At 60.3% G+C, this 25474-nt stretch carries 29 protein-coding genes and 2 tRNA genes; 7 read left to right on the forward strand and 24 right to left on the reverse strand.

The window, feature by feature from the left end:
* Positions 1-318 precede the first annotated feature (318 nt).
* The 15 genes from QRN33_RS22015 to QRN33_RS22085 form a co-directional block, all read right to left on the reverse strand.
* Positions 319-2121: a DUF927 domain-containing protein gene (locus tag QRN33_RS22015; protein WP_285410098.1), complete on the reverse strand. Its 1803-nt coding sequence runs from the start codon at positions 2119-2121 to the stop codon at positions 319-321.
* On the reverse strand, positions 2108-2989 hold the full coding sequence (locus QRN33_RS22020) for a toprim domain-containing protein (RefSeq protein WP_285410099.1): 882 nt from the start codon (positions 2987-2989) through the stop codon (positions 2108-2110). Before QRN33_RS22020 ends, QRN33_RS22015 begins: the two co-directional genes overlap by 14 nt.
* Complete coding sequence (locus tag QRN33_RS22025) at positions 2986-3213, reverse strand: hypothetical protein (protein ID WP_285410100.1); 228 nt, start codon at positions 3211-3213, stop codon at positions 2986-2988. Before QRN33_RS22025 ends, QRN33_RS22020 begins: the two co-directional genes overlap by 4 nt.
* Positions 3206-3493: a hypothetical protein gene (locus QRN33_RS22030; RefSeq protein WP_101161861.1), complete on the reverse strand. Its 288-nt coding sequence runs from the start codon at positions 3491-3493 to the stop codon at positions 3206-3208. The genes QRN33_RS22025 and QRN33_RS22030 overlap by 8 nt, the downstream gene beginning before the upstream one ends.
* 4 nt (positions 3494-3497) lie before the next feature.
* A complete protein-coding gene (locus QRN33_RS22035) occupies positions 3498-3995 on the reverse strand; it encodes a hypothetical protein (RefSeq protein ID WP_285410102.1) in 498 nt (165 codons plus the stop codon).
* Positions 3992-4207 (reverse strand): hypothetical protein, encoded by a 216-nt coding sequence (locus tag QRN33_RS22040; RefSeq protein ID WP_258603617.1) that lies wholly within the window; start codon positions 4205-4207, stop codon positions 3992-3994. Before QRN33_RS22040 ends, QRN33_RS22035 begins: the two co-directional genes overlap by 4 nt.
* A complete protein-coding gene (locus tag QRN33_RS22045) occupies positions 4204-4464 on the reverse strand; it encodes a hypothetical protein (protein ID WP_285410106.1) in 261 nt (86 codons plus the stop codon). Before QRN33_RS22045 ends, QRN33_RS22040 begins: the two co-directional genes overlap by 4 nt.
* On the reverse strand, positions 4461-4778 hold the full coding sequence (locus QRN33_RS22050; protein ID WP_285410108.1) for a hypothetical protein: 318 nt from the start codon (positions 4776-4778) through the stop codon (positions 4461-4463). Before QRN33_RS22050 ends, QRN33_RS22045 begins: the two co-directional genes overlap by 4 nt.
* Complete coding sequence (locus QRN33_RS22055; RefSeq protein ID WP_285410110.1) at positions 4775-5020, reverse strand: hypothetical protein; 246 nt, start codon at positions 5018-5020, stop codon at positions 4775-4777. Before QRN33_RS22055 ends, QRN33_RS22050 begins: the two co-directional genes overlap by 4 nt.
* A gap of 475 nt (positions 5021-5495) precedes the next feature.
* The gene (locus QRN33_RS22060) at positions 5496-5864 is read right to left on the reverse strand and encodes a hypothetical protein (RefSeq protein ID WP_285410112.1); all 369 of its coding nucleotides are present in this window, start codon (positions 5862-5864) and stop codon (positions 5496-5498) included.
* Positions 5865-6134: a helix-turn-helix transcriptional regulator gene (locus QRN33_RS22065; RefSeq protein ID WP_101161876.1), complete on the reverse strand. Its 270-nt coding sequence runs from the start codon at positions 6132-6134 to the stop codon at positions 5865-5867.
* 104 nt (positions 6135-6238) lie between these two features.
* Positions 6239-6781, reverse strand: a complete 543-nt coding sequence (locus QRN33_RS22070) for a hypothetical protein (RefSeq protein ID WP_285410114.1) — start codon at positions 6779-6781, stop codon at positions 6239-6241.
* A 178-nt stretch (positions 6782-6959) separates the two neighbouring features.
* Positions 6960-8201 carry a tyrosine-type recombinase/integrase gene (locus QRN33_RS22075; protein WP_285410115.1) on the reverse strand — a complete coding sequence of 414 codons (1242 nt, stop codon included), beginning with the start codon at positions 8199-8201 and terminating at the stop codon, positions 6960-6962.
* A 170-nt stretch (positions 8202-8371) separates the two neighbouring features.
* A tRNA-Met gene (locus QRN33_RS22080) sits at positions 8372-8448 on the reverse strand.
* Positions 8449-8563: 115 nt separating this feature from the next.
* Entirely contained in the window at positions 8564-10621 is a 2058-nt protein-coding gene (locus QRN33_RS22085) for a methyl-accepting chemotaxis protein (protein WP_285410117.1), read from the reverse strand.
* 436 nt (positions 10622-11057) lie between these two features.
* Between QRN33_RS22085 and QRN33_RS22090 the strand changes: the two genes are divergently transcribed.
* A complete protein-coding gene (locus tag QRN33_RS22090) occupies positions 11058-12275 on the forward strand; it encodes an MFS transporter (RefSeq protein WP_285410119.1) in 1218 nt (405 codons plus the stop codon).
* Between the two features lie 187 nt (positions 12276-12462).
* Here the strand turns inward: QRN33_RS22090 and ychF are convergent, their stop codons facing one another.
* The 8 genes from ychF to QRN33_RS22130 all read right to left on the reverse strand — a co-directional run bounded on the left by ychF (position 12463) and on the right by QRN33_RS22130 (position 19385).
* The gene (gene ychF / locus QRN33_RS22095; RefSeq protein WP_016773202.1) at positions 12463-13563 is read right to left on the reverse strand and encodes a redox-regulated ATPase YchF; all 1101 of its coding nucleotides are present in this window, start codon (positions 13561-13563) and stop codon (positions 12463-12465) included.
* 22 nt (positions 13564-13585) lie between these two features.
* The gene (gene pth, locus QRN33_RS22100; protein WP_042609697.1) at positions 13586-14170 is read right to left on the reverse strand and encodes an aminoacyl-tRNA hydrolase; all 585 of its coding nucleotides are present in this window, start codon (positions 14168-14170) and stop codon (positions 13586-13588) included.
* A gap of 171 nt (positions 14171-14341) precedes the next feature.
* Complete coding sequence (locus tag QRN33_RS22105) at positions 14342-14944, reverse strand: 50S ribosomal protein L25/general stress protein Ctc (protein WP_064362118.1); 603 nt, start codon at positions 14942-14944, stop codon at positions 14342-14344.
* A 141-nt stretch (positions 14945-15085) separates the two neighbouring features.
* Positions 15086-16027: a ribose-phosphate pyrophosphokinase gene (locus QRN33_RS22110; protein ID WP_003171603.1), complete on the reverse strand. Its 942-nt coding sequence runs from the start codon at positions 16025-16027 to the stop codon at positions 15086-15088.
* Between the two features lie 45 nt (positions 16028-16072).
* Positions 16073-16147 (reverse strand) — tRNA-Gln (locus QRN33_RS22115).
* A 37-nt stretch (positions 16148-16184) separates the two neighbouring features.
* A complete protein-coding gene (gene ispE, locus QRN33_RS22120) occupies positions 16185-17036 on the reverse strand; it encodes a 4-(cytidine 5'-diphospho)-2-C-methyl-D-erythritol kinase (RefSeq protein ID WP_064362119.1) in 852 nt (283 codons plus the stop codon).
* Positions 17037-17039: 3 nt separating this feature from the next.
* Complete coding sequence (gene lolB / locus QRN33_RS22125) at positions 17040-17657, reverse strand: lipoprotein insertase outer membrane protein LolB (RefSeq protein ID WP_042609700.1); 618 nt, start codon at positions 17655-17657, stop codon at positions 17040-17042.
* Between the two features lie 3 nt (positions 17658-17660).
* Complete coding sequence (locus tag QRN33_RS22130) at positions 17661-19385, reverse strand: tetratricopeptide repeat protein (protein ID WP_042609701.1); 1725 nt, start codon at positions 19383-19385, stop codon at positions 17661-17663.
* A 273-nt stretch (positions 19386-19658) separates the two neighbouring features.
* On the opposite strand from QRN33_RS22130, the gene hemA reads away from it, so the two are divergent.
* The 6 genes from hemA to QRN33_RS22160 all read left to right on the forward strand — a co-directional run bounded on the left by hemA (position 19659) and on the right by QRN33_RS22160 (position 25018).
* Positions 19659-20945 carry a glutamyl-tRNA reductase gene (hemA, locus tag QRN33_RS22135; protein ID WP_016773209.1) on the forward strand — a complete coding sequence of 429 codons (1287 nt, stop codon included), beginning with the start codon at positions 19659-19661 and terminating at the stop codon, positions 20943-20945.
* A complete protein-coding gene (gene prfA / locus QRN33_RS22140; protein ID WP_042609702.1) occupies positions 20942-22024 on the forward strand; it encodes a peptide chain release factor 1 in 1083 nt (360 codons plus the stop codon). Before hemA ends, prfA begins: the two co-directional genes overlap by 4 nt.
* On the forward strand, positions 22025-22855 hold the full coding sequence (gene prmC, locus QRN33_RS22145) for a peptide chain release factor N(5)-glutamine methyltransferase (protein ID WP_116657786.1): 831 nt from the start codon (positions 22025-22027) through the stop codon (positions 22853-22855).
* Positions 22849-23604, forward strand: coding sequence for a molybdopterin-synthase adenylyltransferase MoeB (locus tag QRN33_RS22150; protein ID WP_285410123.1), 756 nt, complete (start codon positions 22849-22851; stop codon positions 23602-23604). Before prmC ends, QRN33_RS22150 begins: the two co-directional genes overlap by 7 nt.
* A complete protein-coding gene (gene murI, locus QRN33_RS22155; RefSeq protein WP_042609705.1) occupies positions 23597-24388 on the forward strand; it encodes a glutamate racemase in 792 nt (263 codons plus the stop codon). Before QRN33_RS22150 ends, murI begins: the two co-directional genes overlap by 8 nt.
* 111 nt (positions 24389-24499) lie before the next feature.
* Positions 24500-25018: an acyloxyacyl hydrolase gene (locus tag QRN33_RS22160; protein WP_024014291.1), complete on the forward strand. Its 519-nt coding sequence runs from the start codon at positions 24500-24502 to the stop codon at positions 25016-25018.
* Positions 25019-25135: 117 nt separating this feature from the next.
* Here the strand turns inward: QRN33_RS22160 and QRN33_RS22165 are convergent, their stop codons facing one another.
* Positions 25136-25441, reverse strand: a complete 306-nt coding sequence (locus QRN33_RS22165; RefSeq protein WP_042609706.1) for a YkgJ family cysteine cluster protein — start codon at positions 25439-25441, stop codon at positions 25136-25138.
* Positions 25442-25474: the final 33 nt, after the last annotated feature.

The following is a 25474-nucleotide window of genomic DNA, read 5'->3' on the forward strand; positions in this document are numbered from 1 at the left end:
TTGCACCATTGCCCAAATGTGTCTGTGAAAAAAAAACGGGGGAACGGGGGAACAGTGGGAACACCCAATGATTCCGGGGCTTTCAGAGGGGGATTTTGTACCCCACGTTTTTTTGTGGGGAACAGTGATAACCAAACGTCAGGAAAGCGTTGCTCGCTTATATTCAAAAACATGTCTGTGTTCCCCCTGTTCCCCAAACAACAAATAAGGGGGAACGGCTACAGACCGCGTCTTTGCTGGTCGTTCCCCCGTTCCCCCTGTTCCCCACGTTTGTAGGTTCCTGTGAAGTCGGGCATTCGTCTCTGATGTTGGTGGAGGTCATACGGCACCGCCTTCGCCATCCAGAGCTTCTGGGTCGATGACGTACAACCGAGCAGATCCGCCCGCGGGGATTCGGTACTTTTTGGTTTTGCGGCTATCCCGATCGGTGTCGCGCTTGGCCAGGGCTCCGCCAACCTCCAACGCCTTGATGACGCGGGTAAGGCCGAACCCGTGGGCGGCTTCGATGAGCGCGGACTTGTTGAATAGGAACAGTCGCTTGTTGGCGACCACCTCCCAGTACCCGGCGCGGTTGAAAACCTTTGCGTCCGCCTCTGGGGCGTCCACGTCGGAGAATCGGCTGCTGCCGTGCTTGTCGATAAAGTCGATGATGCCGGCCAGAATCTGGCGGTCTTCGGCATTCCCTCCGCCGACACGGGAAAGCCATTCGCCGTAAAGCAGGCGGCAGTCGGCGAGGGCGGTACCGGGCTCCCACGGGAGCAGTCCGTAGGCGATGGCCATTTCGCCAGCCAGCGCGATCACGGCGAACCGGTCAGCCACCCGGCCGGCCTGGGCATTGTCCTCGACGAACTGCGCGCGGATGCCGTCAAAGTCACTGAGCAGTCCAGGCTTGTCATCGGCCGCGACCAGATGCTCGACGAATGCCGGGCCGAGATGTCCGTGGTGCGCGCCAACCGCGACGGTCAGCTGCCGGTGGAAGTCCGCGCCCTCAAGGCCGTGCAATTCATCGAAGGCGCGGTGGGTGCGGGTACCGGCGTTCACGTCGACCATGCGGAGTTCGGCGCCAGCATGGGCAGCGTTACCGGATATGGCAGCGTGCTCGGACAGCGATCGCTCGCCGCTGGAGAGGGTGAGAAGCCGCCAGCTCAGTTTCGCACGGCCTTCACGCTCTCGCGTCATGGTGCCTTTTCCCTGACCGTTGGCGAGGGAGTAGGCCATTTCCTGTACCCGCTTCGGGTCGGCGCGCTTGATCTCGTCCAAGGGCAGGATGGTGTCGTTACGACTGGATGCCTCGATCTCAAGGCCGCCTTTGGTCATGTCCCAACTGGCGGCGAACACGCCAGGGTCACCCCACACGGAGGAGCCGATCAGTTGAGCCAGCGACTTGCCGCTCGAGCTGTCACCGACCAAGTGAACACCGCCGCCCAGCACGCCGACCAGACTCAGGAGAGGCCCGGCCAGCGAGCAGCCGATCGCCAACGTCAGCACTGGATTGCCCGCGCATTTGGCTGCCACTTCGGCCTGCCACCGCGCCAGCTCGCCGCGCTGACTGAACAAAACCTGAGCTCTGTTGCTCGCCTGATATCGCACGTTGGCGGTGCCGATCGTTCGCCCGGGTAGCACGAACGCGCCTGACTCATGCCAGCCAGGCCGGCCGGTGGTGGCGAACACCTCGGCGGGGTGCTGGTCGAGCAGGTACTCCATGAACGTGCCGCGCTTCTTGAGCGCGATGATTACGCCCATGCCGAAGAGTGCCCGGCGAGCGTCCTCGCCGCTCCCGCCGAACACCTCCATGGCGATGATCCATTCCTTGATGCCGCCCTCCGTGACCAGGCGGAGCAGACGCCCTTCGCTGCCGTCGTCGCTGTTGGTCGTGCGCGCCACAACCGTGACAGGGCTGGAGATCCATTCGTCGGTGATGGGGCGGTCCGTGGCGTCGCTCTCCGCGTCGTCCTGATCGGCGGCGGTGCGCTTGAAGCTGTGCCAGTACACTCCGGGGCGCAGCTTGCGGCCGTTCTCGTTGGTTACCCAATGCTCGTACACCGCCCAGCAGGGACGCGCTGGCGCAATGGTGGCGGCTTCCGGCCGAAGGGTGATCACGTTGGCGTCAGGCTTGGCCATTGGCGAGTTTCCAGTTTGCAAGGTCGTTGAAGTCAGTCAGGGATTCAGGTGCGTTGTCTGGCCAGTCAGGGAAAGCGACCTCACCACCCACGGCTGCGGCTGCTGCGTTTGCAGCGGCGCGGCCTGGGTTGCCTTCGGTAAGGCGATCATCGTCGCCAGCTACCACAATTGGCTGGGCTGGATAGCGCGAGCGGAGACCCATAGCGGCCGGCATCAAGTTGCCCGCGTTCATGGCTGCGGCAACCGCGTATCCGCCGTGCTGATGGAGGCTGGCGCCGGTTGCCCACCCTTCGCAGATACAAAGCACCGCGCCGGGCTGGATGATGCCCAGCGGGGAATAGGTGCCCTTGATGCGCCCGCCGAAGAGGAAGCGTTTGCCGCCGTCCGGTGCAATGCGTTGCAGGTTGACCAGACGACTGTCCAGATACAGCGGGACGAGCAGTTCCGCCCCACGCTGGCGCAAGCCGTAGGAGCGAACGCCCTTCGCCACCAGATACGGATGCTCGGGTGATGCGCGGCGCGCGTTGCGCCACCAGTTATTGGCTTTTGCCGCCGCTCGCTCATGGCGCTGGCGCTGTTCGGCCTCTCGCTGGCGCCTGGCCAGCTCAACACGTTCGCGGATTTGCGCCGCTTCGCGGGCGTCCACTGGGTCGCGACTACACCAGGTGCTGGCGCCACCGGCTTTCCAACTCCCGAAAGCACCGGATGCGATGCCGTCCAGGTACAGCACATACCAGCCGTTGAGCGAACCAGGCTTATCTTCCGGCACACGGAATCGGTGGATTTCACCGTCGGGCTCTGGAATCCAGTCGAGGGGGCCATAGGCGTCCTGAAGCGCATCACGAAAAAGGACCGCTGCGTCAGTCATGCGACCCCCTTCGGTGGGGTAAACCGCTTGGCCAAGTTCTCCAGTTTCTCAGTCAGGCGCTCCAGCTCATCGCAGTGACGGCCTTGGTCGCCTTCCGAGATGCCCAGCTCGAGGAAGCCGACGAGCGTTTCCACCAGCAGCACATAGCTGGCGCTGTCGATATGAGCGCCGGCAGCGGGTGGGCCGCCACTGCTCTTGCGATTGATTGGGGTCACGTCACCCATGGCTGACCTCCCGTCGATCAGCGCCAGCAAAGGCCCGGCAAACTTGACCGTTGTTTACACCGTGCCAACGGGTGAAGTCGTCAATGGAGTCGACCAGGCACGCCGTGACCTGGGCGCCGGCGCTACGCATAACTACGCGCCCGCACTCGGCGTCGGCCTCAGTCAGGAACGGACCCAGCAGCGCTTTGGGCGCCTTCGGATGGGTCACATAAAACAGTTCGTTGGCTTTCTTCAGGCAAGCCGATCCCGTCGACGCAGATGCGCCGTTTTGAAATTTCATGGTCTTAACCCTTTATCGAATCAGCGTTTCGCGCCGAGTGCGCGTCGATCGTCTGCGTCCGGCGTGCCCGTTCCGCAGCCATAAATCCAAGCCCTTCATTCCCCTTTTTGAGCGCGGCCTTGTCGTCGACCTGGGAAAGCCGCCATCGCGAGCCAACAGCCGACGCCTCGGTGAACTTGCCGATCTCTGCCATGAACCCCATGACTTGGGCCTTGAGCGTTTCCAGCTCCTCAGGGGACGCCTGGCTGGCGCGATCGATCCACGAAGCGGCGATGTATTTGAGGTGGTCGCCATCAGCTCGCTGGGCGTAATTGCTCATGTGTTTCAAGGCGATCAGCGCCAGCGCGCCGCCAGTTGCCCAGCCACCGCTATAACCACCGATCAAGGGAACATCCCAGTACCCGATGCGCCCCATCGGGTCGGTATAGACGGTGTTGCCGACGTAGGGGAGGCGGTGAGCCGGAAGGGTTCTGCGGCGTTTGAATATCATTGGCTGAATCATTGGGACGCCTCCTGTTCGGCGATGACATCACCTAGGAGATCGGCCCAAGCCATGGCTGTGTGCTGGGCGAACACGGCCGTCACGCGGGCCACAAGGATGTGAGTCGAGGGCGAGGCGATCAGCGCCAGCGACATCGCCAGAAGCACAAGAATGTCCTGCGCGTCCCGCAGATCGTCCACCACGCCTGTGTTGGTCTGGAGTACGCCAGTCATGCCGCACCCCCGAGGCTCGACAAATTGTCACTCAGCAGCTCGAACGACTGCTCGACATCCCCAAGATGCGTTTCCGCCAGGTACACGCCGAGGCTCGACAGACCGGGAACGTTCTTCCCATCGGAGTGTTTTTGGTCGTCACGAATGGCAGTCATCAGGGCCAGCATCCAGTCGCTGAATTCGCGGCAGCAATCGAGCTGGAAAAGCGCCTCTTGGGCCACCTGCTGGCAGGTGCCGGCTTTCGATTTGCTCGTCATTGCGCACCCCCTTCGCCCATTTCGGCTCGCTTGCCTACCACGCCGTGCGAGGCGCCCAGGTGGCGATGGCGCCAGCAGAAATTCCCGCTGAACGTGCGGATCTGCTCAATATGGCGGGCAATGTCACACGCCAGCTCATTGTCGTAACCACCCATTGCTGGAATCACGAACGTCAGCAGGATTTTCTCCAGCTTTTTGTGCTCTTCGCGGGCGAAATTCATAGAGCACATATCACGAGCATCGATCATTGCTTCGCTCAGGATTTCCCCTTCAATTGGGGAGGCGTCCACGAGGAGGCAAAGGTCGCGGCTCATTGAGCACCTCCTGTAACAAGCAGGTGCTCATAGTCCTCGATGAAGCAATCCACCGAGTTCGCGTGGTCCATCGCGACGAACGCACCCAGTGAGGCGAGGTGCGACTGGTTGGAGTGTTGCGGGGAGGATTCTTTGAGGGCGATCAGCAGCGCTTCTAGCTGCTGCAGAACTTCCTGACAGCCCCTCAGGTGCTCAAAGGCGTCACTGGCAACTTGATGCGCGGAACGGGCGACGGCAGTCATGCGAAACCCCCGACAGATTCCAGGTCGCGGACGATGTCCATGTGTGCGTTATAACGGGCGAGGCGAGTAGCTAACGACGAGTTTGCGCGGAGTGCGCTCAACGCCATACGGCGGTGAGCAAATGCGCGAATTTTGGACGGAATGAGGGCGTGTTGCATGGATGGAGCTCCCGAATCATGAGAGCCACCACGGCCTGCCGCCAAGCAGAGAAGGGTGGCGAGTTGCACAGGATTGGCGGACCGGAGATTCAGGAACCCGGCGCACCCGAGGGTGCTCCTGCGCAACCCGCCATAAATCGAGATCGCGGGCATAAAAAAAGCGCCTGCAATCGTAATGGGGGCGCTGTTGCGCCTGAAATCGTTCGACCCGCCAAGGTCGGTCGCTGAATTTGCAGCGACTGGCGAACCATACCGGCGGGCGTGACTGCTGGCAAGAAGACTTATCGACCGTTCATCGCTGATCATGAGGGGAGTATTCATGCTGCCACCTTTTGGCGGGATGCGCCCGTCTTCTCAAGCATGGCCAGAACGTTGTGCCCGCGCTTGTGTTCGGAGGCCGGCAGGCTGTAGCGGGTCACCAGGCAAGGCAGACCCCAATGGTTCGGCACACGCTCCATCAGGCGGTTGAAGTTCAGCCCGTAACCGTTGGACAGACTGCTGATGGTCGAGTGAAGGCAGTGGTCGCCCAAACGCTCTGCCTCGAAGCGATTGAGGCTCAGGTCTTTGAGGAAGTGGCCCAGGACGCGACTGATCTTTGTCGGTGCTTTCCCGGTGCTGGTGGTAATATCGGCTTGAGATTTTTCCGGGCCGGCCTTTTTGGGTTGGCCTTTTTTTTGGTCGGTCATTTATGCGGCCTCTCCACGCAGAGCGATGCGCTGGCGCACCCATGCCTGGACCTCGGCCAGCACGAAGCCCACCGGCGAGCCGCGCGACTTGCTGTTGCTCAGGGGCACCGGGCGCGGAAAGGTCGGATCGTCTTTGAGGCGTTTGTACACGGTGGGGCGAGCGAGGCCGGTGATAGCCTCAAGGTCCGGCATGCGAATCAGGGTGATCGCCGGGTCAAAGTTCTGTGCAGAGACAGCGGAAGGCTGGTGCGGCGTATGAATGGTGTGCATTTTGCGTTTCCCGATACTGATTTAGACAGGAAACACATTGCGTCGGCAGGGCTATTGTCGAAAATGTATGACATGCCGGCGTGCCGTCACGTCATACCAATCTGTCACTTACCGGCAGCGATGTCAGAGCGGTCTGACACATTGTCAGGCTTGATCGCACTCGCCAATTCCGCGGCCTGGCGCACTGGGATGCCTCGCTCCGAAATGAAGCTCTGGATGCTTTTCTGCAAGGGCGGACGCTCTGGATCGTACTCAATCCAGAATTTGATCGTGGCCTGTTGGGCGGCTGACAGAGCTCTTGTCGTATATGGGAATGTGAGCGCCCCAGTATCGGTTGGACCATTGCTGTCATGGGTGATGGGTATCAGCAGCGGCTTATCTCCCGGCAGTGGGCTGTCCGGCTGCGCAGTCGCTACCGCGTCGCTTGATTCGGCTGCCTCTATCTCGTCGATTGCGTGGAATTGGCGGAGGACGTACGACATACCCCACGCTGCGCACAACATGCCGCTTGTGCTGCCCATGACTATCCACCCCAGCGTGTCATAGCCGTACTGTTTCAGAGCCAAAAACACGCACAGCAGGATCATGCCGGCGACCATGCCCGCAAGAAAAAGGCCGAGCTGGTGGTTGTAGTATTCACGCTTCATCTGCCGCTCCCTCCCAGGAGCCCCAATTGGCTAGATTGGCTGACCAGGCGGTTGGGAATCCCGCTTTTCGTCCCGTCGGACTAGATCAGCCAAAACTCTATGCTCTCCAGATACTGGCTATTCAAACAGTAATGGCGGCCAGTCTATATCTGTCTATCTATCAGATGAAAGCGCCGTGTCATGCGCGTTTACCGAAGTGTCCCTGAACCACAACACCGCCCGCGAGACCGTCGAGGTAGTTCGCATACCATTGCATCATCACAGTGCGCTGCGGCAGGTACTTCGCTTTGTTGTATACGCCAGCGACGCCGGGCTTCTTGTGGGATAGCTGGGCCTCGATGTGGTTCTCGTCGAACCCGTTTTCATTGAGGACAGTCGACGCGATGTGTCGGAACCCGTGCCCGGTCTGGCGCCCCTCGTAACCCATTCGCCGCAGTGCCATCAGGAACACCGTGTCGCTGCGGGGCTTCGTGCGGTCGCTGCGGCCGGGGAAAAGCAGGGGATTGCCACCGGTGTACTTGCGCAACTCTTCCAGCGCCTCGATCGCCTGAGTGGAGAGGGGGACCAGATGCTCCAATCCCTTTTTCCGCCCCTTCCGATTCACCGGGACAGTCCAGATCTTTTTATCAAGGTCGAACTCTGACCACTCCGCCTCGCGCAGCTCGCTGGGGCGCACGGCAAAAAGGCTCAGCAAGCGCAGGCCGAGGCGGACATCGTGGGCATGTGGATATGCGGCAATCGCGCGGATCAGGCCGGGCAACTCGTCTTGCGTTACGTGCGCGTAGTTCTCGGCTTTGCCTGACTGAAGATACTTCTGCAGGCCTTCCAGCGGATTGTGCGTCGCGCGACCAGTCACCCTGGCCAAGTCGTAAACGTCACGGCAGTAGGAGCGAACCCGGCTCATTTGCTCAAGGATTCCTTTCTGCTCCATGCCGCGCAGAAACTCCATCCATTCGAGTGGGGTGATATCCACGAACTGGCGCTTGCCGAACACAGGGAAGACATGACGCTCCAGGGCGCCGATGATCCGCTTCGCTGTTCCGGCATCCCAATTGGTCAGGCGTGACGCGTACCACTCCCGCGCCAATGGCTCGAACGTCTCGCCGGCGATATCCCGATCTGCCTTTTTGCGAGCCTGTTTCGTGACGATGGGGTTTTTGCCGTCGGCGGCATCGGTGCGCAGCTCAGCAGCTTTCTGCCTGGCGGCCGATCCGCTCACCTCTGGGTAACCGCCAAGCCCGAGCCATGACCATTTGCCGTCTGGCTTCTTGTACCGGAGCTGCCAAGACTTTTGCCCGTCAGGTTTCACGCGGAAATAAAGGCCGCTCCCGTCGAGCTCGCGATACTCCTTGGCGTCAGGCTCAAGGCCGGCCAATGCGGTATCAGAAAGGGGGCGGCGTTTTATCTCGGAGCGCTTCATTTGGGCTTGTATCCCCTCGGTTCAATTATTTGTCGAGGATACACAGGGGGATACACGGAGGGAAGGTATAGAGGGATACAGGGAGAGATAGCCAGAAACAAGAAAGCCCGCACTAGGCGGGCTTCTTGATGTTGTTTAGAGACTCATGGAGACATCTGTAAACAGGTACTTGGTGGCTACACAGGGACTTGAACCCCGGACCCCAGCATTATGAATGCTATGCTCTAACCAACTGAGCTATGTAGCCAAGTGGCGCGCATTATTCCCCTGAATTGGCAAAGCGTCAAGCGTAAATCGAAAATATTTCTTCCTGTTTTCAACCGCTTATCCTCGGGCCCCGAAAATCGGGGGCGGGGAGGGCGTCAGCGTAGCTGGAATCTGGCGGTATTGGCGCTCAGGGCATCGCTGCCCTGGCTCAAGGTATCCGCCGCGAGGTTCACCGCGCGTGCGCCTTCAAGCAAACGCATCGCTGCCTGATCGACTTGCTGAATATTGCCGCTGACTTCATCGGCGGTGGTGGCCTGTTCTTCAACCGCCGTGGCGATCTGCGCCAGGGTGTCGGTGACGCTTTGAACGGCGCTGGCGATTTCGCCCAGGCGTTCGCCGAGTCCGGTGACCGCTTCGGCATCCGACTGGGCCTGGCCGCAGGCGGCCTCCATCAGGCTCACGGCTTCGTTGACCGTGGCGCGCAGGCTGTCGACGGTGCCGGCGATTTGCGCGGTGGACGATTGCGTGCGTTGCGAGAGGCTGCGCACCTCGTCAGCGACCACGGCAAAACCGCGACCCTGTTCCCCGGCGCGGGCGGCTTCGATGGCGGCATTGAGTGCGAGCAGGTTGGTCTGCTCGGCGACGCCACGGATGGTGTCGACCACCAGTTGAATCTGTTGGCCTTGCTCGCTGACCCGGCCGAGCGCGGCGGCGGTGTCGTTCAGCCGCTGATTGAGTTGCTGAATGCTTGCCGTGGTGCGCTGGCTGTCGCGGCTGCTGTCGGCGGCGATGCGCCGGGTGTGCTGGGCGCTGCCGGAGGCCTGTTCGCAACTCTGCGCGACGCCTTGCGAGGTGGCGGCCAATTGCGTGGCGGCAGCGGCGATCTGGCTGATCTGCAACTGCTGCGCCTCGACTTCACCTAGGGCGCCGCTGGAGTGTTGGTTGAGGCTACGCACCGCGTTGCTCAGCTGCGAGGTCTCGTGGTCGACGCCGAGCATGCTGCTGCGCAGTTGCACCACGGCGACGTTGAGCGCAGTGCTGATCGCCGCCAGCTCATCGCGGCCCACCACCGGCACTTGCAGGCTCAGGTTGCCGTCGCGCAAAGCTTCGGCGAGCAGGGTGATGCCGCTGGCGCTGCGGCGGATCGAGGCTTGCAGGCAGACGAACAGGTACAGCGCCGCCAACAGCAGGCATCCGAAAATTGCCGCGACAACGATGAACTGGCGGATCGCCGAGCTGTAATAGGCATCGAGCCGTTGATCCAGCGCCACCAGCGACTGCTGGCGCAGCGAGGCGAGGTCGCTGAGCAACGCGTCGAGGCTGCGTTCGAAGTCTTCCGGCTTGAGGTTGATGCTGCCGCCGAAAACGCCGTCGTCGAGGACTTTCAGGCCACCGTCGAGGTGTTTCAGGCTGTCGTGATACTGGTCAGCCCAGGCTTGCAGCTCGACTGGCAGACGCGCCTCCAGCAGGCCGGCGGTTTTCACCAGTTGCTCGCGGGCGTCGCCGATGCGGCTGCGCAGGTCGCGCAACTGCAAGCGGCTCTGCAGGGTGAACTGGCCGGAGACGACTGAGGCCTGACCGACCGCCGCGAGACGCCCGACCCGCTCGATCAGGTCCGGCGCGTGCTGCGTGGAAATCTGCGTCAGCAGGTAGGTTTCCAGCCACGGCGCGAGGGTCAGGCGATTGTCCATGACGATCTGCTCGCGCAACGCTTGCAGCGCGCCCAGGGCATTGGTGAAACGGTCGTAACCGTCCGGCCACCAACCGACGCTGCTGAGGCTTTTCGAGTCCAGGCCATTGAGCGCGGTTTGCAATGCTTGGTAGCGAGCGAGAATTTCACCGTCGGCGCCTTGCTGGTTCAGCGCATTGCCCAGCTCCGTGGTGGCTTGCAGTACCGCCGGTTGCACGCCGTCGAATGCGGCCATGGCGGCGAGGGTGGCCGGTGTCGGCTGACGGTTGGTCTCGGTGGCGCGCCAGCGGGCGGCGCGGTCACGTTGAGCGGCGAGCAGGTTGTCCAGCGCATCCAGCGCAAGCAATTGACCCACGCCGGTACGCTCGCCGGCGATCAGGTTGAGCTTCTCGCGATAATCATGGCCGATCATCAACAGGCTGCCGGCCAACGGCAGAATGAACAGCAGAAACAACAACTGGAATTTACCAGCGAAGCCAAACCGCCCCAGCAATTTGATCCCCGGTGAAAGGAAAGCCTGCATGCCTCATGACTCCTCTGGACACCACGCACCATTGGCGTGCATCGCGAGCTTTTGCGCCGCGACCCGTGCCCTCTAAAAGGCCTCGAAAGTTCACCCTCGCCCGCTCTGTAGGCCGGCTCTGTAGCGAAACTTCCCATTGTCGAGCGCCTTTGTAAGGCGATCGTGTTCAAGGGCAGAAGCAAGGCAAGATTCAGACCATGGCGTTGCGCTATCACTTTCTCCTAGAACGGCCCCCTGTAGGAGCTGCCGAAGGCTGCGATCTTTTGTCTTTGATTTTTAAAAGCAAGATCAAAAGATCGCAGCCTTCGGCAGCTCCTACACGGTGATCAATCGTCAATCACTTAGTTAGCTGGCTAAGGGGATAGCGCTTACGCACCGAAAAATGGCACATTGACGCACCTGCCTGCGGGCACCCATCTGCTGTCCGGAATTTTCCATGGCTATCAGCAACGTTCAGACCGCCGCTGCCTCGGCGACCGCTGCTCCTCAAAGCAGTCCACTGGTGATGCGCATCATTGGCGCGGTGGCGCTGGCGCATTTGATCAACGACCTGATCCAGTCGGTGCTACCGTCGATCTACCCGATGCTCAAGGCCAACTATGGCCTGACGTTCACCCAGGTCGGCCTGATCACCTTGACCTTCCAGTTGACCGCGTCGCTGTTGCAGCCGTGGGTTGGCTATCACACTGATCGCCACCCGAAACCGTGGCTTTTGCCGGCGGGCACCGTGTGTACCTTGATCGGCATTCTGATGATGTCGGTGGTCGGCAGCTTTCCGTTGATTCTGCTGGCAGCGGCGCTGATCGGCATTGGCTCATCGACCTTTCACCCGGAAGCCTCGCGGGTTGCGCGGCTGGCCTCGGGCGGGCGCTTTGGTCTGGCGCAATCGACGTTCCAGGTCGGCGGCAATGCCGGTTCCGCGTTCGGCCCTTTGTTGGCGGCGGCGATCATCATTCCGTTCGGCCAGGGCAATGTGGCGTGGTTCGGTCTGTTCGCGGTGTTTGCGCTGTTCGTGCTGTACCGCATCAGCCGTTGGTACGCCAACCATCTGAACCTGTTCAAGCTCAAGGCCGGTCAAGCGGCAACGCACGGCTTGTCGAAGGGCAGGGTGACCAGTGCGCTGGTGGTGCTGGGGCTGCTGGTGTTCTCCAAGTATTTCTACATGGCCAGCTTCACCAGCTACTTCACCTTCTACCTGATCGAAAAGTTCGACCTGTCAGTGGCCAGCTCGCAATTGCACCTGTTCCTCTTCTTGGGCGCAGTGGCGGCGGGGACGTTCTTCGGCGGACCGATTGGCGACAAGATCGGGCGCAAGGCAGTGATCTGGTTTTCCATCCTCGGCGTCGCGCCGTTCACCCTGATCCTGCCGCATGTCGATCTGTTCTGGACCAGTATTCTCAGCGTAGTGATCGGCTTCATTCTGGCCTCGGCATTCTCGGCGATCGTGGTGTACGCGCAGGAACTGGTGCCGGGCAATGTCGGGATGATTGCCGGGATTTTCTTCGGCCTGATGTTTGGTTTCGGCGGGATTGGCGCGGCGCTGCTCGGGCATCTGGCGGATGTGCACGGGATTGAGTATGTGTATTTCCTGTGCTCGTTCCTGCCGTTGTTTGGCGTGTTGGCGATCTTCTTGCCGCGTACCAAAAAGCACTGATTCACACATTTCCCATTGTAGGAGTGAGCCTGCTCGCGATGGTGGTGTGTCAGTTACGGTTGAATTCACTGACACTCCGCTATCGCGAGCAGGCTCACTCCTACAGGGGATTGGTGGTGTGGCGGAAAATATTTCAGGCACAAAAAAGCCGCGTATCAAACGCGGCTTTTTCGTGTGCGGCTGTTGCTTAGACGTTGAAGCGGAAGTGCATCACGTCGCCGTCCTTGACGATGTAATCCTTGCCTTCCAGGCGCCATTTGCCGGCTTCTTTGGCGCCGGCTTCGCCTTTGTACTGAATGAAGTCGTTGTAGGCGATCACCTCGGCGCGGATGAAGCCTTTTTCGAAGTCGGTGTGAATCACGCCAGCGGCCTGTGGTGCGGTGGCGCCGACCTTGACGGTCCACGCGCGGACTTCTTCGACACCGGCGGTGAAGTAGGTCTGCAGGTGGAGCATTTCGTAGCCGGCGCGGATCACGCGGTTCAGGCCAGGCTCTTCCAGGCCCAGAGCCTCGAGGAACATGTCCTTCTCTTCGCCGTCATCGAGCTCGGCGATTTCCGCTTCGATCTTGTTGCACACCGGAACGACCATGGCGCCTTCTTCTTCGGCGATGGCCTTGACCACGTCCAGGTGCGGGTTGTTCTCGAAACCGTCTTCGGCAACGTTGGCGATGTACATGACCGGTTTGGTGGTCAGCAGGTGGAAGCCCTTGATCACGGCTTTTTCATCCGCGCTCATGTTCTTCATCAGGCTGCGCGCGGGCTTGGCTTCGGTGAAGTGCGCGATCAGTTGTTCGAGCAGAGCCTTCTGAACCACGGCGTCCTTGTCACCACCCTTGGCGTTGCGCGCGACTTTCTGCAGTTGCTTCTCGCAGCTGTCGAGGTCGGCGAAGATCAGTTCCAGGTCGATGATTTCGATGTCGCGTTTCGGGTCGACGCTGTTGGACACGTGGATCACGTTGTCGTCTTCGAAGCAGCGCACGACGTGAGCGATCGCGTCAGTCTCGCGGATGTTGGCGAGGAACTTGTTGCCCAGGCCTTCACCTTTCGAGGCACCGGCAACGAGGCCGGCGATGTCGACGAATTCCATGGTGGTCGGCAGGATGCGTTTTGGATTGACGATGGCCGCCAAAGCTTCCAGACGCGGATCCGGCATCGGCACGATGCCGCTGTTCGGCTCGATGGTGCAGAAGGGGAAGTTCTCCGCCGCGATACCGGATTTGGTCAGGGCGTTGAACAGGGTGGACTTGCCGACGTTAGGCAGGCCGACGATGCCGCAATTGAATCCCATGGTGTTTCCCCTCGGGTAAAAGTCAGGCCTTCTGGCTGTGCAGGTTTTTCATCGCGCGGTTCCATTCCCCGGCGAGGATATCCGGCAGCACGCCGAGGGCAAAGTCGATGCTGGCATCGAGTTTTTCCTGTTCGGCGCGTGGCGCACGACCCAGGACGAAATTTGAAACCATACTGGCGACGCCCGGGTGGCCAATGCCAAGCCGCAGGCGGTAGAACGTATTCTGATTGCCCAGTTGCGCAATGATGTCGCGCAACCCGTTGTGACCGCCATGGCCGCCGCCCTGCTTGAGCTTGGCAACGCCCGGAGGCAGGTCGAGTTCGTCATGCGCCACGAGGATTTCTTCAGGCTGGATGCGGAAGAAACCGGCGAGTGCCGCCACGGCCTGGCCGCTGCGGTTCATGTAAGTGGTGGGAATCAGCAGACGAACATCCTGACCCTGATGCGAATAGCGCCCGGTCAGGCCGAAATATTTGCGATCGGCCACGAGATTCACATTCTGTGCGTGGGCGATGCGCTCAACAAAAAGGGCCCCTGCGTTATGCCGGGTCTGGTCGTATTCGGCGCCTGGATTTCCCAGGCCAACGATCAGTTTGATGGCAGTCACGATAGGGGCCCTTCCTTTGAGTGGTGAGTAACATCGCCGCGATCAGGGAAAGCGGCGAAAGTGGACGAAAAATGCTCATTTACCATGGATGTAAACTCCGCGTTCTCGCCCGCTTTCTCGCTACGTTCCAGTCCGCGATGTTACTTGCTCACTCAGGCATGACAGAGTGAATTACTCTGCTGCGCCTTCTTCGGTAGCTTCTGGAGCAACACGTGGAGCGTGGACGTTGGCAACAGCCTTGTCATCGCCGTGTGCCAGAGCAACGAACTCAACACCTTTAGGAGCTTTGAGGTCCGACAGGTGAATGATGGTGCCGATTTCTGCTTTCGACAGGTCGACTTCGATGAACTCAGGCAGATCTTTTGGCAGGCAGGAAACTTCGATCTCGGCAATAACGTGCGAAACTTCGCCGCCTTTCTTGACTGGAGCTTCTTCGCCAACAAAGTGCACAGGGACGATGGCGGTCAGTTTCTGGCCGGCAACAACGCGTACGAAGTCAGCGTGCATCACGTGGCCTTTGGCCGGGTGACGCTGCAGAGCCTTGATGATGACGTTCTGCTTGGTGCCACCAACGTTCAGCTCGATGATGTGGCTGTAAGCCGCTTCGTTTTCGAGCAGTTTGGCAACTTCCTTGGCCAGCATGCTGATGGATTCAGGGGCTTTATCGCCACCGTAAACTACAGCTGGAACCAGGCTTGCGAGACGACGCAGGCGGCGGCTCGCACCTTTCCCCAGGTCGGAACGCACTTCAGCATTCAGAGTAAAATCGTTCATTTTGTATCTCCAAAATAGCCATGACCGAGTGGCGTTTGCGACCAGCGCCGAACACGGTATGGGCAAAAAAGCCCCGCCCCGACAGGAATGCCGGGGCGGGGCGCTTTTCGTCAACGAGACATTTCGTGAAGGGCAGGGCCCTTAACGGAACATCGCGCTGATCGATTCTTCATTGCTGATGCGGCGAACCGCTTCGGCAACAACCGGTGCGATATCCAGTTGACGGATACGTGCACAGGCTTGTGCTGCAGCGGACAGCGGGATGGTGTTAGTGACCACCAGCTCGTCCAGCACGGAATTTTCGATATTCTCGATGGCCCGGCCCGACAGCACAGGGTGTGTGCAGTAGGCAAAGACCTTGGCTGCGCCATGCTCTTTCAGGGCCTTGGCCGCGTGGCACAGGGTGCCGGCGGTATCGACCATGTCATCGACGAGAATACAGGTACGCCCTTCGACATCACCGATGATATGCATCACTTCAGAGTGATTGGCTTTCTCACGGCGTTTGTCGATGATCCCGAGATCGACGCCCAGGGATTTGGCAACGGCCCGTGCACGCACGACGCCACCAATGTCCGGGGACACGATCATCAGGTTTTCGAAGCGCTGATCTTCAATGTCATCCACCAGAACCGGGGAGCCGTAGATGTTATCTACCGGAATATCGAAGAAGCCCTGAATCTGGTCAGCATGCAGATCAACCGTGAGAACACGGTCGATGCCGACTACGGTAAGCATGTCAGCGACGACTTTCGCGCTGATGGCCACACGTGCGGAACGCGGACGGCGATCCTGACGGGCATAACCAAAATAAGGAATAACAGCAGTGATACGAGTAGCCGAGGAGCGGCGGAAGGCGTCAGCCATCACTACCAGTTCCATCAGGTTATCGTTGGTCGGAGCGCAGGTCGGCTGAATAATGAAGACGTCTTTACCGCGAACGTTTTCATTGATCTCGGCTGTGATTTCGCCGTCGGAAAACTTGCCGACAGAGATGTCACCGAGAGGGATATGCAGCTGACGTACGACACGCCGAGCCAGATCGGGGTTGGCATTCCCCGTAAAGACCATCATCTTGGACACGCGCAGTACCTAGAGGCTGAGGGTAACCTGGATGAGTAGAGAAAATGGCAGGGGCGGCTGGATTCGAACCAACGCATGGCAGGATCAAAACCTGCTGCCTTACCGCTTGGCGACGCCCCTGTATCTGTTGCTTTCAAGTGCCGGGCACCTGATTCCTTTAGAGCAGACTTTGCAGCTTGCGATGCAACATCGAAACGTTGCTTCCTTTCGCTACAAACCCTGTAAGGGTCTCTGTCAGAAGGGCCGAGACTTTATCAGCTTCAGCTTTGCTTGGGAAGCCCCCAAACACACAACTTCCAGTTCCGGTGAGCTTTGCTTCGGTAAATTTACCTAACAAATCCAATGCGTTACGTACCTCTGGATAACGCCTTGCAACCACCGGCAAGCAGTCATTTCGACTGTTTCCCTCGGGAACGGGGCGCACTTTAATGGGCGGTGTGTTACGTGTCAACAAAGGATCGGAAAAAATTTCTGCCGTACTAACAGAGACTTGCGGCACGAGTACCAGATACCACGGTTCTTCGGGGTCGACCGGGGTCAGTTTCTCGCCGACACCCTCGGCAAACGCCGCATGGCCACGGACGAAAACCGGCACGTCGGCACCCAGTGACAAGCCCAGCGCCGCCAGGCGATCTTCATCCCAGCCCAACTGCCAGAGATGGTTGAGGCCAAGCAAAGTCGTCGCCGCGTTCGAACTGCCGCCGCCGATGCCGCCGCCCATGGGCAGGACTTTGTCGATCCAGATGTCGATGCCAAGCGAGCACGCGGATTGTTGCTGCAGCATTTTCGCCGCGCGCACGATCAGGTTGCTGTCGTGGGGCACGCCGGCGAACTCGGTGTGCAACTGGATCGCGCCGTCATCGCGCACGGCGAAAGTGATTTCATCGCCGTAATCAAGAAACTGAAACAGCGTCTGCAGCTCGTGATAACCGTCTTCACGGCGACCGAGAATATGCAGCATCAAATTGAGTTTGGCCGGCGAGGGCAGGGTCAGGCGTGCAGCGGTCATGCGTTATTGCCCCAACTTGCGCGGTTGCCAGGTCTTGATCACCAGCGTCACGTCGAGGTCCGTGCCGTGCAGCTTGATGCGTTCGGGCAGCCAATAACCATTCTGTTCGGTGTAGGCGGTGTATTCGACTTTCCAGCCGTCCTGCTCAAGACTGGCCAAACGGCTGTCGGCGTCCAGGTTCAGGCGACTTTTGCTCTCCGGAGCCGGCAGGCCACGAACCCACCAGGCCAGATTCGACACCGGCAATTTCCAGCCAAGCTGTTCTTCGAGCAAGGCTTCGGGCGATTGCGATTCGTAGCGGCCCTGGTTGGCGACTTCCAGTGACACTTTGCCCGGCCGCCCGGTCAGGCGTGCCGCGCCACGACCCAGCGGGCCGGACAGGCGAATGTCGTAGTAGTCCTGACGCTGCAGCCAGAACAACGTGCCGCTGCCGGAATCCTTCGGTGCGCGAATGCCGATCTTGCCGTCTATCTGCCAGCCGTCGAGGCCGGTGAGCTGCTGTTTGTTCGCCGCCCACTGGGCCGGGCTGCCGTGGCCCTCGACGGATTCGCGAGTGCCGAAACCAGAGCAACCGGCGAGCAGGGCGATGAAACTGAAAACAATAACGTGGCGCAAAAACATGGGTTAAAGAGTCTCGGATCCGGTCAGGCGCTTGATGGTGCTGCGCAGAATGGTGCTGTCGGGCTGGTCCTTGAGGAACTTGCCCCACACTTGTTTGGCTTCGCGTTGATTGCCCTTGGCCCAGAGGACTTCGCCCAGGTGCGCGGCGACTTCGTGATCAGGGAAACGCTCGAGCGCCTGGCGCAGGTATTTCTCTGCGTCGTCCAGATTGCCCAGGCGGTAGTTCACCCAGCCGAGGCTGTCGAGAACCGCCGGGTCTTCAGGATTGATCTGATGCGCCTGCTCGATCAGCGTTTTCGCTTCGGCGTAACGGGTAGTGCGGTCGGACAAGGTGTAGCCCAGCGCATTCAGCGCCATGGCATTGTCCGGATCGCGCTTGATGATCAGGCGCAGGTCTTTTTCCATTTGCGCCAGGTCATTGCGCTTCTCCGCGAGCATGGCGCGGGTGTAAAGCAGGTTGAGATCGTCCGGGTATTTCTGCAGGGCTTGCTGCAGGACTTTCCAGGCCTTGTCGTCCTGTTTGTTGGCCGACAGGGTTTCCGATTCGATCAGGTAAAGCTGGATGGCGTAGTCGGGCTGTTCGTCACGCTCGGCCGCCAGTTTGCTTTGCGCTTCGGCGGCTTTGCCGTTGCTCATCAGGATATCGGCCTGACGCAGTTGTGCCGGCAGATAGTCGTTGCCCGGGCCGACTTGGGCGTACTCGATGAGTGCGCCCTGCGGATCGTTGCGTTCTTCGGCAATCCGGCCGAGGTTCAGGTGCGCCGAATCGACATGGCTTTCGCGAGCGATGAGGTCTTCCAGATAACCCTTGGCCTCGTCCCACGCCTTGGCTTCCAGGCACACCAGCGCCAGCGAATAGCGCAGTTCGTCGTCTTCCGGGTATTGCTGAACAAGCGTGGAGAACTCGGCCTTGGCGTCGTCCATGCGGTCCTGCTCGACCAGCATGCGCGCGTAAGTCAGGCGCAGGCGTTTGTCTTCCGGGTACTTCCTGATGTTTTTCTGCAACAGCGGCAGCGCTTCGTCGCCACGATTGAGCAGCTGAAGCAGGCGCGCGCGCAGCAGAATCGGTGCGATCTCGCCATCTTCCGGCGGATGGTCTTCAAGCAGGGTCAGTGCGCCCTGATTGTCGCCGTCCTGCTGCAACAGCAGCGCCTTGCCGAAAATCAGCTGATTGTTGTTCGGGTGACGCTGCAGCAAGCGGTCGAAGCTTTTCATCAGACCGTTGCGGGTTTCCTGATCGGTGTCGGCGGCCGACAGTGCGAGGAAATCGAAATGGGTGTCGCCCTTGCCCTGCAGGACTTTCTCCATATAGACCATGGAGTCGTCGTAACGCCCGGCGCGGGCCAGTTGCACGGCGGCGGCGCGTTGCGCTTCGAGATCGTCCGGAGCGTTGCGGGCCCAGATCAGCGCGGTGTCGAGGGCCGGTTGATCGGCGCCCAGATATTCGGCGATGCGAAAAGCACGCTCGGACACGCCCGGATCCTGGGTATTGATGGCCTGGGTCACGTAGTTGTCCAGGGCAATGTCGAAACGATTGCGCTGGCCGGCGAGTTCGGCACTCAGCAGGCTGAACACGGTTTCCTCGCTGAACGAGCTGTAAACCTTGGGCTTTTCAGGCGCGGGCGTGGTGTCTTCGACCGGCGGGGTACCGTCCGGCGCAACGGGCGCCATGGCCTGGCAGCCGCTGAGGAAGACAAAAGCGAGGAGCAACGCGGAAGATCTATTCATATAGGAAGAGGACGACTAACCTGCGGTCGGATCATCATGACACAAGCCTTCGGCCAAACATAACCGTAGGAGCTGCCGAAGGCTGCGATCTTTTGATCTTGCTGGTGATTCGAAAAACCACAATCAAAAGATCGCAGCCTGCGGCAGCTCCTACAAGGAGCCAAATTGTGCTCATTATAGGGTCTGACAATTGGGACAATAGTCAGCGGTAGTTGTTCTGGATCTTTCGAAGTAGGACAATTGCCGGCTTCACGTCACCACCAGCGACCTTGAATGGCCTTCCTTGCACTCGGTATTAACCACAAGACTGCTTCAGTAGACGTCCGCGAGCGCGTGGCCTTTACCCCTGAGCAGCTGGTTGAGGCCTTGCAGCAGCTCTGCCGACTGACCGACAGCCGCGAAGCCGCGATCCTCTCCACCTGCAATCGCAGTGAGCTTTATATAGAACAGGATCAGCTCTCGGCCGATGTCGTGCTGCGCTGGCTCGCCGACTATCACCATCTGAGCCTGGACGAGCTGCGCGCCAGTGCCTATGTGCATGAAGACGATGCGGCCGTTCGTCACATGATGCGCGTCGCCTCCGGGCTCGATTCGCTGGTGCTGGGCGAACCACAGATTCTCGGTCAGATGAAATCGGCCTACGCCGTGGCCCGCGAGGCCGGCACCATCGGCCCGCTGCTGGGGCGGCTGTTTCAGGCGACCTTCAATGCCGCCAAGCAGGTGCGCACCGATACTGCGATCGGCGAGAACCCGGTGTCGGTGGCATTTGCCGCAGTCAGCCTGGCCAAACAGATTTTCAGTGATCTGCAACGCAGTCAGGCGTTGCTGATCGGCGCTGGCGAGACGATCACTCTGGTCGCGCGCCATTTGCATGAGCTGGGGGTCAAGCGCATCGTCGTTGCCAACCGTACGCTGGAGCGCGCCAGTCAGTTGGCTGAGCAGTTCGGCGCTCACGCGGTGCTGCTCTCGGACATTCCGGCGGAACTGGTGCGCAGCGACATCGTCATCAGTTCGACCGCCAGCCAGTTGCCGATTCTCGGCAAGGGCGCGGTGGAAAGTGCACTGAAGCTGCGCAAGCACAAGCCGATCTTCATGGTCGACATTGCTGTACCGCGAGATATCGAGCCGGAAGTCGGCGAACTCGACGACGTTTACCTGTACAGCGTCGACGATCTCCACGAAGTGGTCGCCGAGAACCTCAAGAGCCGCCAGGGCGCAGCGCAAGCGGCGGAGGAAATGGTCTCGGTCGGCGCCGACGATTTCATGGTGCGCCTGCGCGAACTGGCGGCGGTCGATGTGCTCAAGGCCTATCGTCAACAGAGCGAACGCCTGCGTGACGAAGAATTGCAAAAGGCCCTGCGTCTGCTGGCCAACGGCGGCAACGCCGAGGACGTGCTCGGGCAACTGGCCCGTGGCCTGACCAACAAACTCTTGCATGCGCCCAGCGTGCAGTTGAAAAAGCTGTCTGCCGAAGGCCGCCTCGATGCGCTGGCCATGGCCCAGGAACTCTTCGCCCTCGAGGGCTCACCGGATAGTTTTTCGGATAAAAAACCGCAATGAAAGCGTCACTGCTCAACAAGCTGGACATTCTCCAGGACCGTTTCGAGGAACTGACCGCGCTGCTCGGCGACGGCGAAGTCATTGCCGATCAGGCCAAATTTCGTGCGTACTCCAAGGAATACGCCGAACTCGAGCCTGTCGTGGCTGCGTATAAAAAGCTGCTCAGCGTACAAGGCGATCTTGAAGGCGCACAGGCGCTGCTCAAGGACAGCGACCCGGACATGCGCGAAATGGCCGTGGAAGAAGTCCGCGAAGCCAAGGAATTGCTGATCACGCTGGAATCCGATCTGCAGCGCATGTTGCTGCCCAAGGATCCGAACGACGGGCGCAACGTCTTCCTCGAAATCCGCGCCGGCACCGGTGGCGACGAGGCGGCGATCTTCTCCGGCGACCTGTTTCGCATGTATTCGCGTTATGCCGAGCGGCGTGGCTGGCGTGTCGAGATCCTCTCGGAAAACGAAGGCGAACACGGTGGCTATAAAGAAGTCATCGCCCGTATCGAAGGCGACAACGTCTACGGCAAGCTGAAATTCGAGTCCGGCGCGCACCGTGTCCAGCGTGTTCCTGCCACCGAATCCCAGGGCCGGATTCACACCTCCGCCTGCACCGTGGCGGTATTGCCCGAGCCGGACGAACGCGAAGCCATCGAGATCAATCCGGCGGATTTGCGCGTCGACACCTTCCGCTCCTCCGGGGCCGGTGGTCAGCACGTCAACACCACGGACTCGGCGATCCGCATCACCCACATACCCACCGGCACTGTCGTCGAGTGTCAGGAAGAACGTTCCCAGCACAAGAACCGTGCCCGGGCGATGGCCTGGTTGTCGGCCAAGCTCAACGATCAGCAAAACGCTGCGGCGGCCAACGCGATTGCCAGTGAGCGTAAATTGCTGGTCGGTTCCGGCGACCGCTCCGAGCGCATCCGCACGTACAACTATGCTCAAGGCCGGGTCACCGACCATCGCGTCAACCTGACCCTGTATTCGCTGGATGAAATTCTTGCCGGTGGCGTCGAAGCCGTGATCGAGCCGTTGCTGGCCGAATACCAGGCTGACCAACTCGCAGCGATAGGTGAATAAATGACCATCATCGCCAGCCTGTTGCGCGCCGCCGAACTGCCGGACTCGCCCACTGCGCGCCTGGACGCTGAACTGCTCCTCGCCGCCGCGCTGGGCAAGTCGCGCAGCTTTCTGCATACCTGGCCCGAGCGCATCGTCCCGAGCGAGGCTGCGCTGACGTTCGCCGAGTACCTGCAACGGCGGCGTAGCGGTGAGCCGGTGGCCTACATTCTCGGCCAGCAGGGCTTCTGGAAGCTCGATCTGGAAGTCGCGCCGCACACGCTGATCCCGCGCCCGGATACCGAATTGCTGGTGGAGGCAGCCCTTGAGCTGCTGCCGGCAACCCCGGCCAAGGTCCTCGATCTCGGTACCGGCAGTGGCGCAATTGCTTTGGCCTTGGCCAGCGAACGCCCGGCGTGGAAAGTCACCGCCGTCGATCGCGTGCTCGAAGCCGTGGCCTTGGCCGAGCGCAATCGCCAGCGTCTGCATTTGAACAACGCCATCGTGCTGAGCAGCCATTGGTTCAGTGCGTTGGAAGGTCAGCGCTTCCATCTGATCATCAGTAACCCGCCGTACATCGCTGCGGCCGATCCGCATCTGGTCGAGGGCGATGTGCGCTTCGAACCGGCCAGTGCTTTGGTGGCTGGTGAAGATGGCCTCGATGATCTGCGCCTGATTGTTGCGCAAGCCCCCGATCATCTGGAAAGCGCTGGTTGGCTGATGCTCGAACACGGCTATGATCAGGCCGAAGCCGTGCGTGATCTGCTGCTCACCCGTGGCTTTGAAGAAGTCCACAGCCGCACCGATCTGGGCGGCCATCAACGCATCAGTCTGGGGCGCCTGCCGTGCTGAATGATCAGGAATTGCTGCGCTACAGCCGGCAGATTCTCCTGCAACACATCGACATCGACGGGCAACTGAAGCTCAAGGCCAGCCTCGTGCTGATCGTCGGCCTCGGCGGCCTCGGCGCGCCGGTGGCCTTGTACCTGGCGGCAGCGGGCGTCGGCGAGTTGCATCTGGCGGATTTCGACACGGTCGATCTGACCAACCTGCAACGGCAGATCATTCACGACACAGACAGCGTCGGCATGTCCAAGGTCGACTCGGCGCTCAAACGCCTGGGCGCGATCAATCCTGAAATCCAACTCATCGCCCATCGGCGGGCGCTGGACGAGGATTCTCTTGCCGCAGCGGTGGCGGCGGTGGATCTGGTGCTCGATTGCTCGGACAACTTCGCCACCCGTGAGGCGGTCAACGCCGCGTGTGTAGTCGCGCGCAAACCACTGGTGAGCGGCGCAGCGATTCGTCTGGAAGGGCAGTTGTCGGTGTTCGACCCACGGCGTGCCGAGAGTCCTTGCTACCACTGTCTGTACGGTCACGGCAGCGAAGCCGAACTGACCTGCAGCGAGGCCGGCGTCGTCGGGCCGCTGGTTGGACTGGTTGGCAGCCTGCAGGCGCTGGAAGCGCTGAAGGTGCTGGTCGGCTTTGGCGAACCGTTGGTGGGGCGCCTGCTGCTGATCGACGCCTTGGGTTCGCGCTTCCGTGAACTGCGGGTCAAGCGCGATCCGGGTTGCAGCGTCTGTGGCGCGCGCCATGCGTGAGGCGCCGATCGGCGTGTTCGATTCCGGGGTCGGCGGCTTGTCGGTTCTCGCGGAAATCCAGCGTTTGCTGCCCAACGAATCGCTGCTCTACGTCGCCGATTGCGGGCATATTCCCTACGGCGAAAAGACCCCGGAATTCATCCGTCAGCGTTGCAGTGTGATGGCCGGTTTTTTCCGCGAACAGGGCGCCAAGGCTTTGGTGCTGGCGTGCAATACCGCGACTGTGGCCGGTGTTGCCGATCTGCGTCGCGACTTCCCCGACTGGCCGATTGTCGGCATGGAACCGGCGGTCAAACCGGCCGCAGCGGCGACCCGCAGTGGCGTGGTTGGCGTGCTGGCAACGACAGGTACGTTGCAGAGCGCCAAGTTCGCCGCGTTGCTCGATCGCTTTGCGGCTGACGTCAAAGTCATCACCCAGCCGTGTCCGGGGTTGGTCGAACTGATTGAAAATGGCGACCTGCACAGCGCGCAATTGCGCACTTTGCTGCAGGGTTACGTCACACCTTTACTGGCTCAGGGCTGCGATACGATCATCCTGGGATGTACCCATTATCCTTTCCTCAAGCCGCTGCTTAGGTCGATGATCGCCGACGATGTCAGCCTGATCGATACCGGCGCTGCCGTGGCCCGGCAGCTGCAACGATTGCTCGCCGAGCGTGATCTGCTGGCGCAAGGTCCGAGCCTGCCTGTAAGGTTCTGGACCAGTGCCGATGCACGATCCTTCAGAAAAATCCTACCGCTGCTGGGCCAAACTGCGTCGAATGTGCAAAACTTCGACTTGTAAAAAAAATGTGAAATAACTCGAAATACGCTGAACTTCTGACCAAGCGCAGATTTCTATAGCGACAGCAGCAACTTAAAACCAAACGATCGTTCCGGAAAAGGAAGTTTCAAAGTGAAGCGACTATTCTGCTTGGCCGCGATTGCGGCCGCACTGATGGGGCAAAGCATTTCTGCACAAGCCGCTGGCGTTGAATTCGCCGTCGGCGGTACCAGCGATTCGACAATGACGTATCGCCTGGGCATGAATTTCGACTGGGACAAGAGCTGGCTGCAGAGCGACGTGGGTCGCCTGACCGGCTACTGGAGCGGTGCCTACACGTACTGGGAAGGTGACAAGACTTCCAGCAACAACAGCCTGTCGTTCTCGCCTGTCTTCGTTTACGAGTTTGCCGGCCAGTCCGTCAAACCGTACGTTGAAGCGGGTATCGGCGCGGCGTTCTTCTCCAACACCGAATACGAAAGCAACAAGCTGGGCGGCTCCTTCCAGTTCGAAGACCGCATCGGTTTCGGCCTGCGCTTCAACGGCGGCCACGAAGTCGGCATCCGCGCCACGCACTACTCCAACGCTGGCCTGTCCAGCGACAACGATGGTGTAGAAAGCTACGCGCTGCATTACACAATGCCGCTGTAATTGTTCGACGCTTCACGCTTCTTGTAGGAGTGAGCCTGCTCGCGATCGTGGTGTGTCAGCCGAAACATTTGGCACTGACACACCGCGATCGCGAGCAGGCTCACTCCTACAGTTGTTTCAGCGGTAGGCTGTTGCAATACCCCGGCGCTCTTCGATGCACTCCGGCGCGCCCATTTCAAACTCGCGGCAGATCAACGGTCGCCGTTCGTAGATCGTGCACATCATGCTGTCGCGATCCAGCGCCGCACACCAGCCGTCGTCCAGACGCAGCATCACTTCACCGCCCCATTCATCGGTATCGATAAAGCGATCAGGCACGCCGGTGTCGGTGATCAGCATGACTTCGAGCTGGCAGCAGCACGCGGCGCAGGTCGAGCAGGTGACCGCCGGTTCGTCGATTTGTGTGTGGGGGATGGTTTTCATCGCGGCAGTGTAAGGCAGTGATCGCTGTGGGTG

Source organism: Pseudomonas sp. FR229a (genome assembly GCF_030209115.1).
Lineage (GTDB): Bacteria > Pseudomonadota > Gammaproteobacteria > Pseudomonadales > Pseudomonadaceae > Aquipseudomonas > Aquipseudomonas moraviensis_A.

Excerpts from the sequence above, each read along its gene's own strand:
- ychF (WP_016773202.1), bottom strand. The coding sequence starts at position 13,563 with ATGGGATTCAATTGCGGCATCGTCGGCCTGCCTAACGTCGGCAAGTCC.
- QRN33_RS22055 (WP_285410110.1), bottom strand. The coding sequence starts at position 5,020 with ATGACTGCCGTCGCCCGTTCCGCGCATCAAGTTGCCAGTGACGCCTTT.
- prmC (WP_116657786.1), top strand. The coding sequence starts at position 22,025 with ATGACCATCATCGCCAGCCTGTTGCGCGCCGCCGAACTGCCGGACTCG.
- QRN33_RS22040 (WP_258603617.1), bottom strand. The coding sequence starts at position 4,207 with ATGACTGGCGTACTCCAGACCAACACAGGCGTGGTGGACGATCTGCGG.
- QRN33_RS22035 (WP_285410102.1), bottom strand. The coding sequence starts at position 3,995 with ATGATTCAGCCAATGATATTCAAACGCCGCAGAACCCTTCCGGCTCAC.
- QRN33_RS22015 (WP_285410098.1), bottom strand. The coding sequence starts at position 2,121 with ATGGCCAAGCCTGACGCCAACGTGATCACCCTTCGGCCGGAAGCCGCC.
- lolB (WP_042609700.1), bottom strand. The coding sequence starts at position 17,657 with ATGTTTTTGCGCCACGTTATTGTTTTCAGTTTCATCGCCCTGCTCGCC.
- QRN33_RS22090 (WP_285410119.1), top strand. The coding sequence starts at position 11,058 with ATGGCTATCAGCAACGTTCAGACCGCCGCTGCCTCGGCGACCGCTGCT.
- QRN33_RS22105 (WP_064362118.1), bottom strand. The coding sequence starts at position 14,944 with ATGAACGATTTTACTCTGAATGCTGAAGTGCGTTCCGACCTGGGGAAA.
- QRN33_RS22025 (WP_285410100.1), bottom strand. The coding sequence starts at position 3,213 with ATGGGTGACGTGACCCCAATCAATCGCAAGAGCAGTGGCGGCCCACCC.
- QRN33_RS22050 (WP_285410108.1), bottom strand. The coding sequence starts at position 4,778 with ATGAGCCGCGACCTTTGCCTCCTCGTGGACGCCTCCCCAATTGAAGGG.
- murI (WP_042609705.1), top strand. The coding sequence starts at position 23,597 with ATGCGTGAGGCGCCGATCGGCGTGTTCGATTCCGGGGTCGGCGGCTTG.
- prfA (WP_042609702.1), top strand. The coding sequence starts at position 20,942 with ATGAAAGCGTCACTGCTCAACAAGCTGGACATTCTCCAGGACCGTTTC.
- QRN33_RS22065 (WP_101161876.1), bottom strand. The coding sequence starts at position 6,134 with ATGCACACCATTCATACGCCGCACCAGCCTTCCGCTGTCTCTGCACAG.
- QRN33_RS22070 (WP_285410114.1), bottom strand. The coding sequence starts at position 6,781 with ATGAAGCGTGAATACTACAACCACCAGCTCGGCCTTTTTCTTGCGGGC.
- QRN33_RS22045 (WP_285410106.1), bottom strand. The coding sequence starts at position 4,464 with ATGACGAGCAAATCGAAAGCCGGCACCTGCCAGCAGGTGGCCCAAGAG.
- QRN33_RS22130 (WP_042609701.1), bottom strand. The coding sequence starts at position 19,385 with ATGAATAGATCTTCCGCGTTGCTCCTCGCTTTTGTCTTCCTCAGCGGC.
- ispE (WP_064362119.1), bottom strand. The coding sequence starts at position 17,036 with ATGACCGCTGCACGCCTGACCCTGCCCTCGCCGGCCAAACTCAATTTG.
- QRN33_RS22030 (WP_101161861.1), bottom strand. The coding sequence starts at position 3,493 with ATGAAATTTCAAAACGGCGCATCTGCGTCGACGGGATCGGCTTGCCTG.
- QRN33_RS22085 (WP_285410117.1), bottom strand. The coding sequence starts at position 10,621 with ATGCAGGCTTTCCTTTCACCGGGGATCAAATTGCTGGGGCGGTTTGGC.
- QRN33_RS22020 (WP_285410099.1), bottom strand. The coding sequence starts at position 2,989 with ATGACTGACGCAGCGGTCCTTTTTCGTGATGCGCTTCAGGACGCCTAT.
- QRN33_RS22075 (WP_285410115.1), bottom strand. The coding sequence starts at position 8,201 with ATGAAGCGCTCCGAGATAAAACGCCGCCCCCTTTCTGATACCGCATTG.
- QRN33_RS22165 (WP_042609706.1), bottom strand. The coding sequence starts at position 25,441 with ATGAAAACCATCCCCCACACACAAATCGACGAACCGGCGGTCACCTGC.
- QRN33_RS22060 (WP_285410112.1), bottom strand. The coding sequence starts at position 5,864 with ATGACCGACCAAAAAAAAGGCCAACCCAAAAAGGCCGGCCCGGAAAAA.
- hemA (WP_016773209.1), top strand. The coding sequence starts at position 19,659 with ATGGCCTTCCTTGCACTCGGTATTAACCACAAGACTGCTTCAGTAGAC.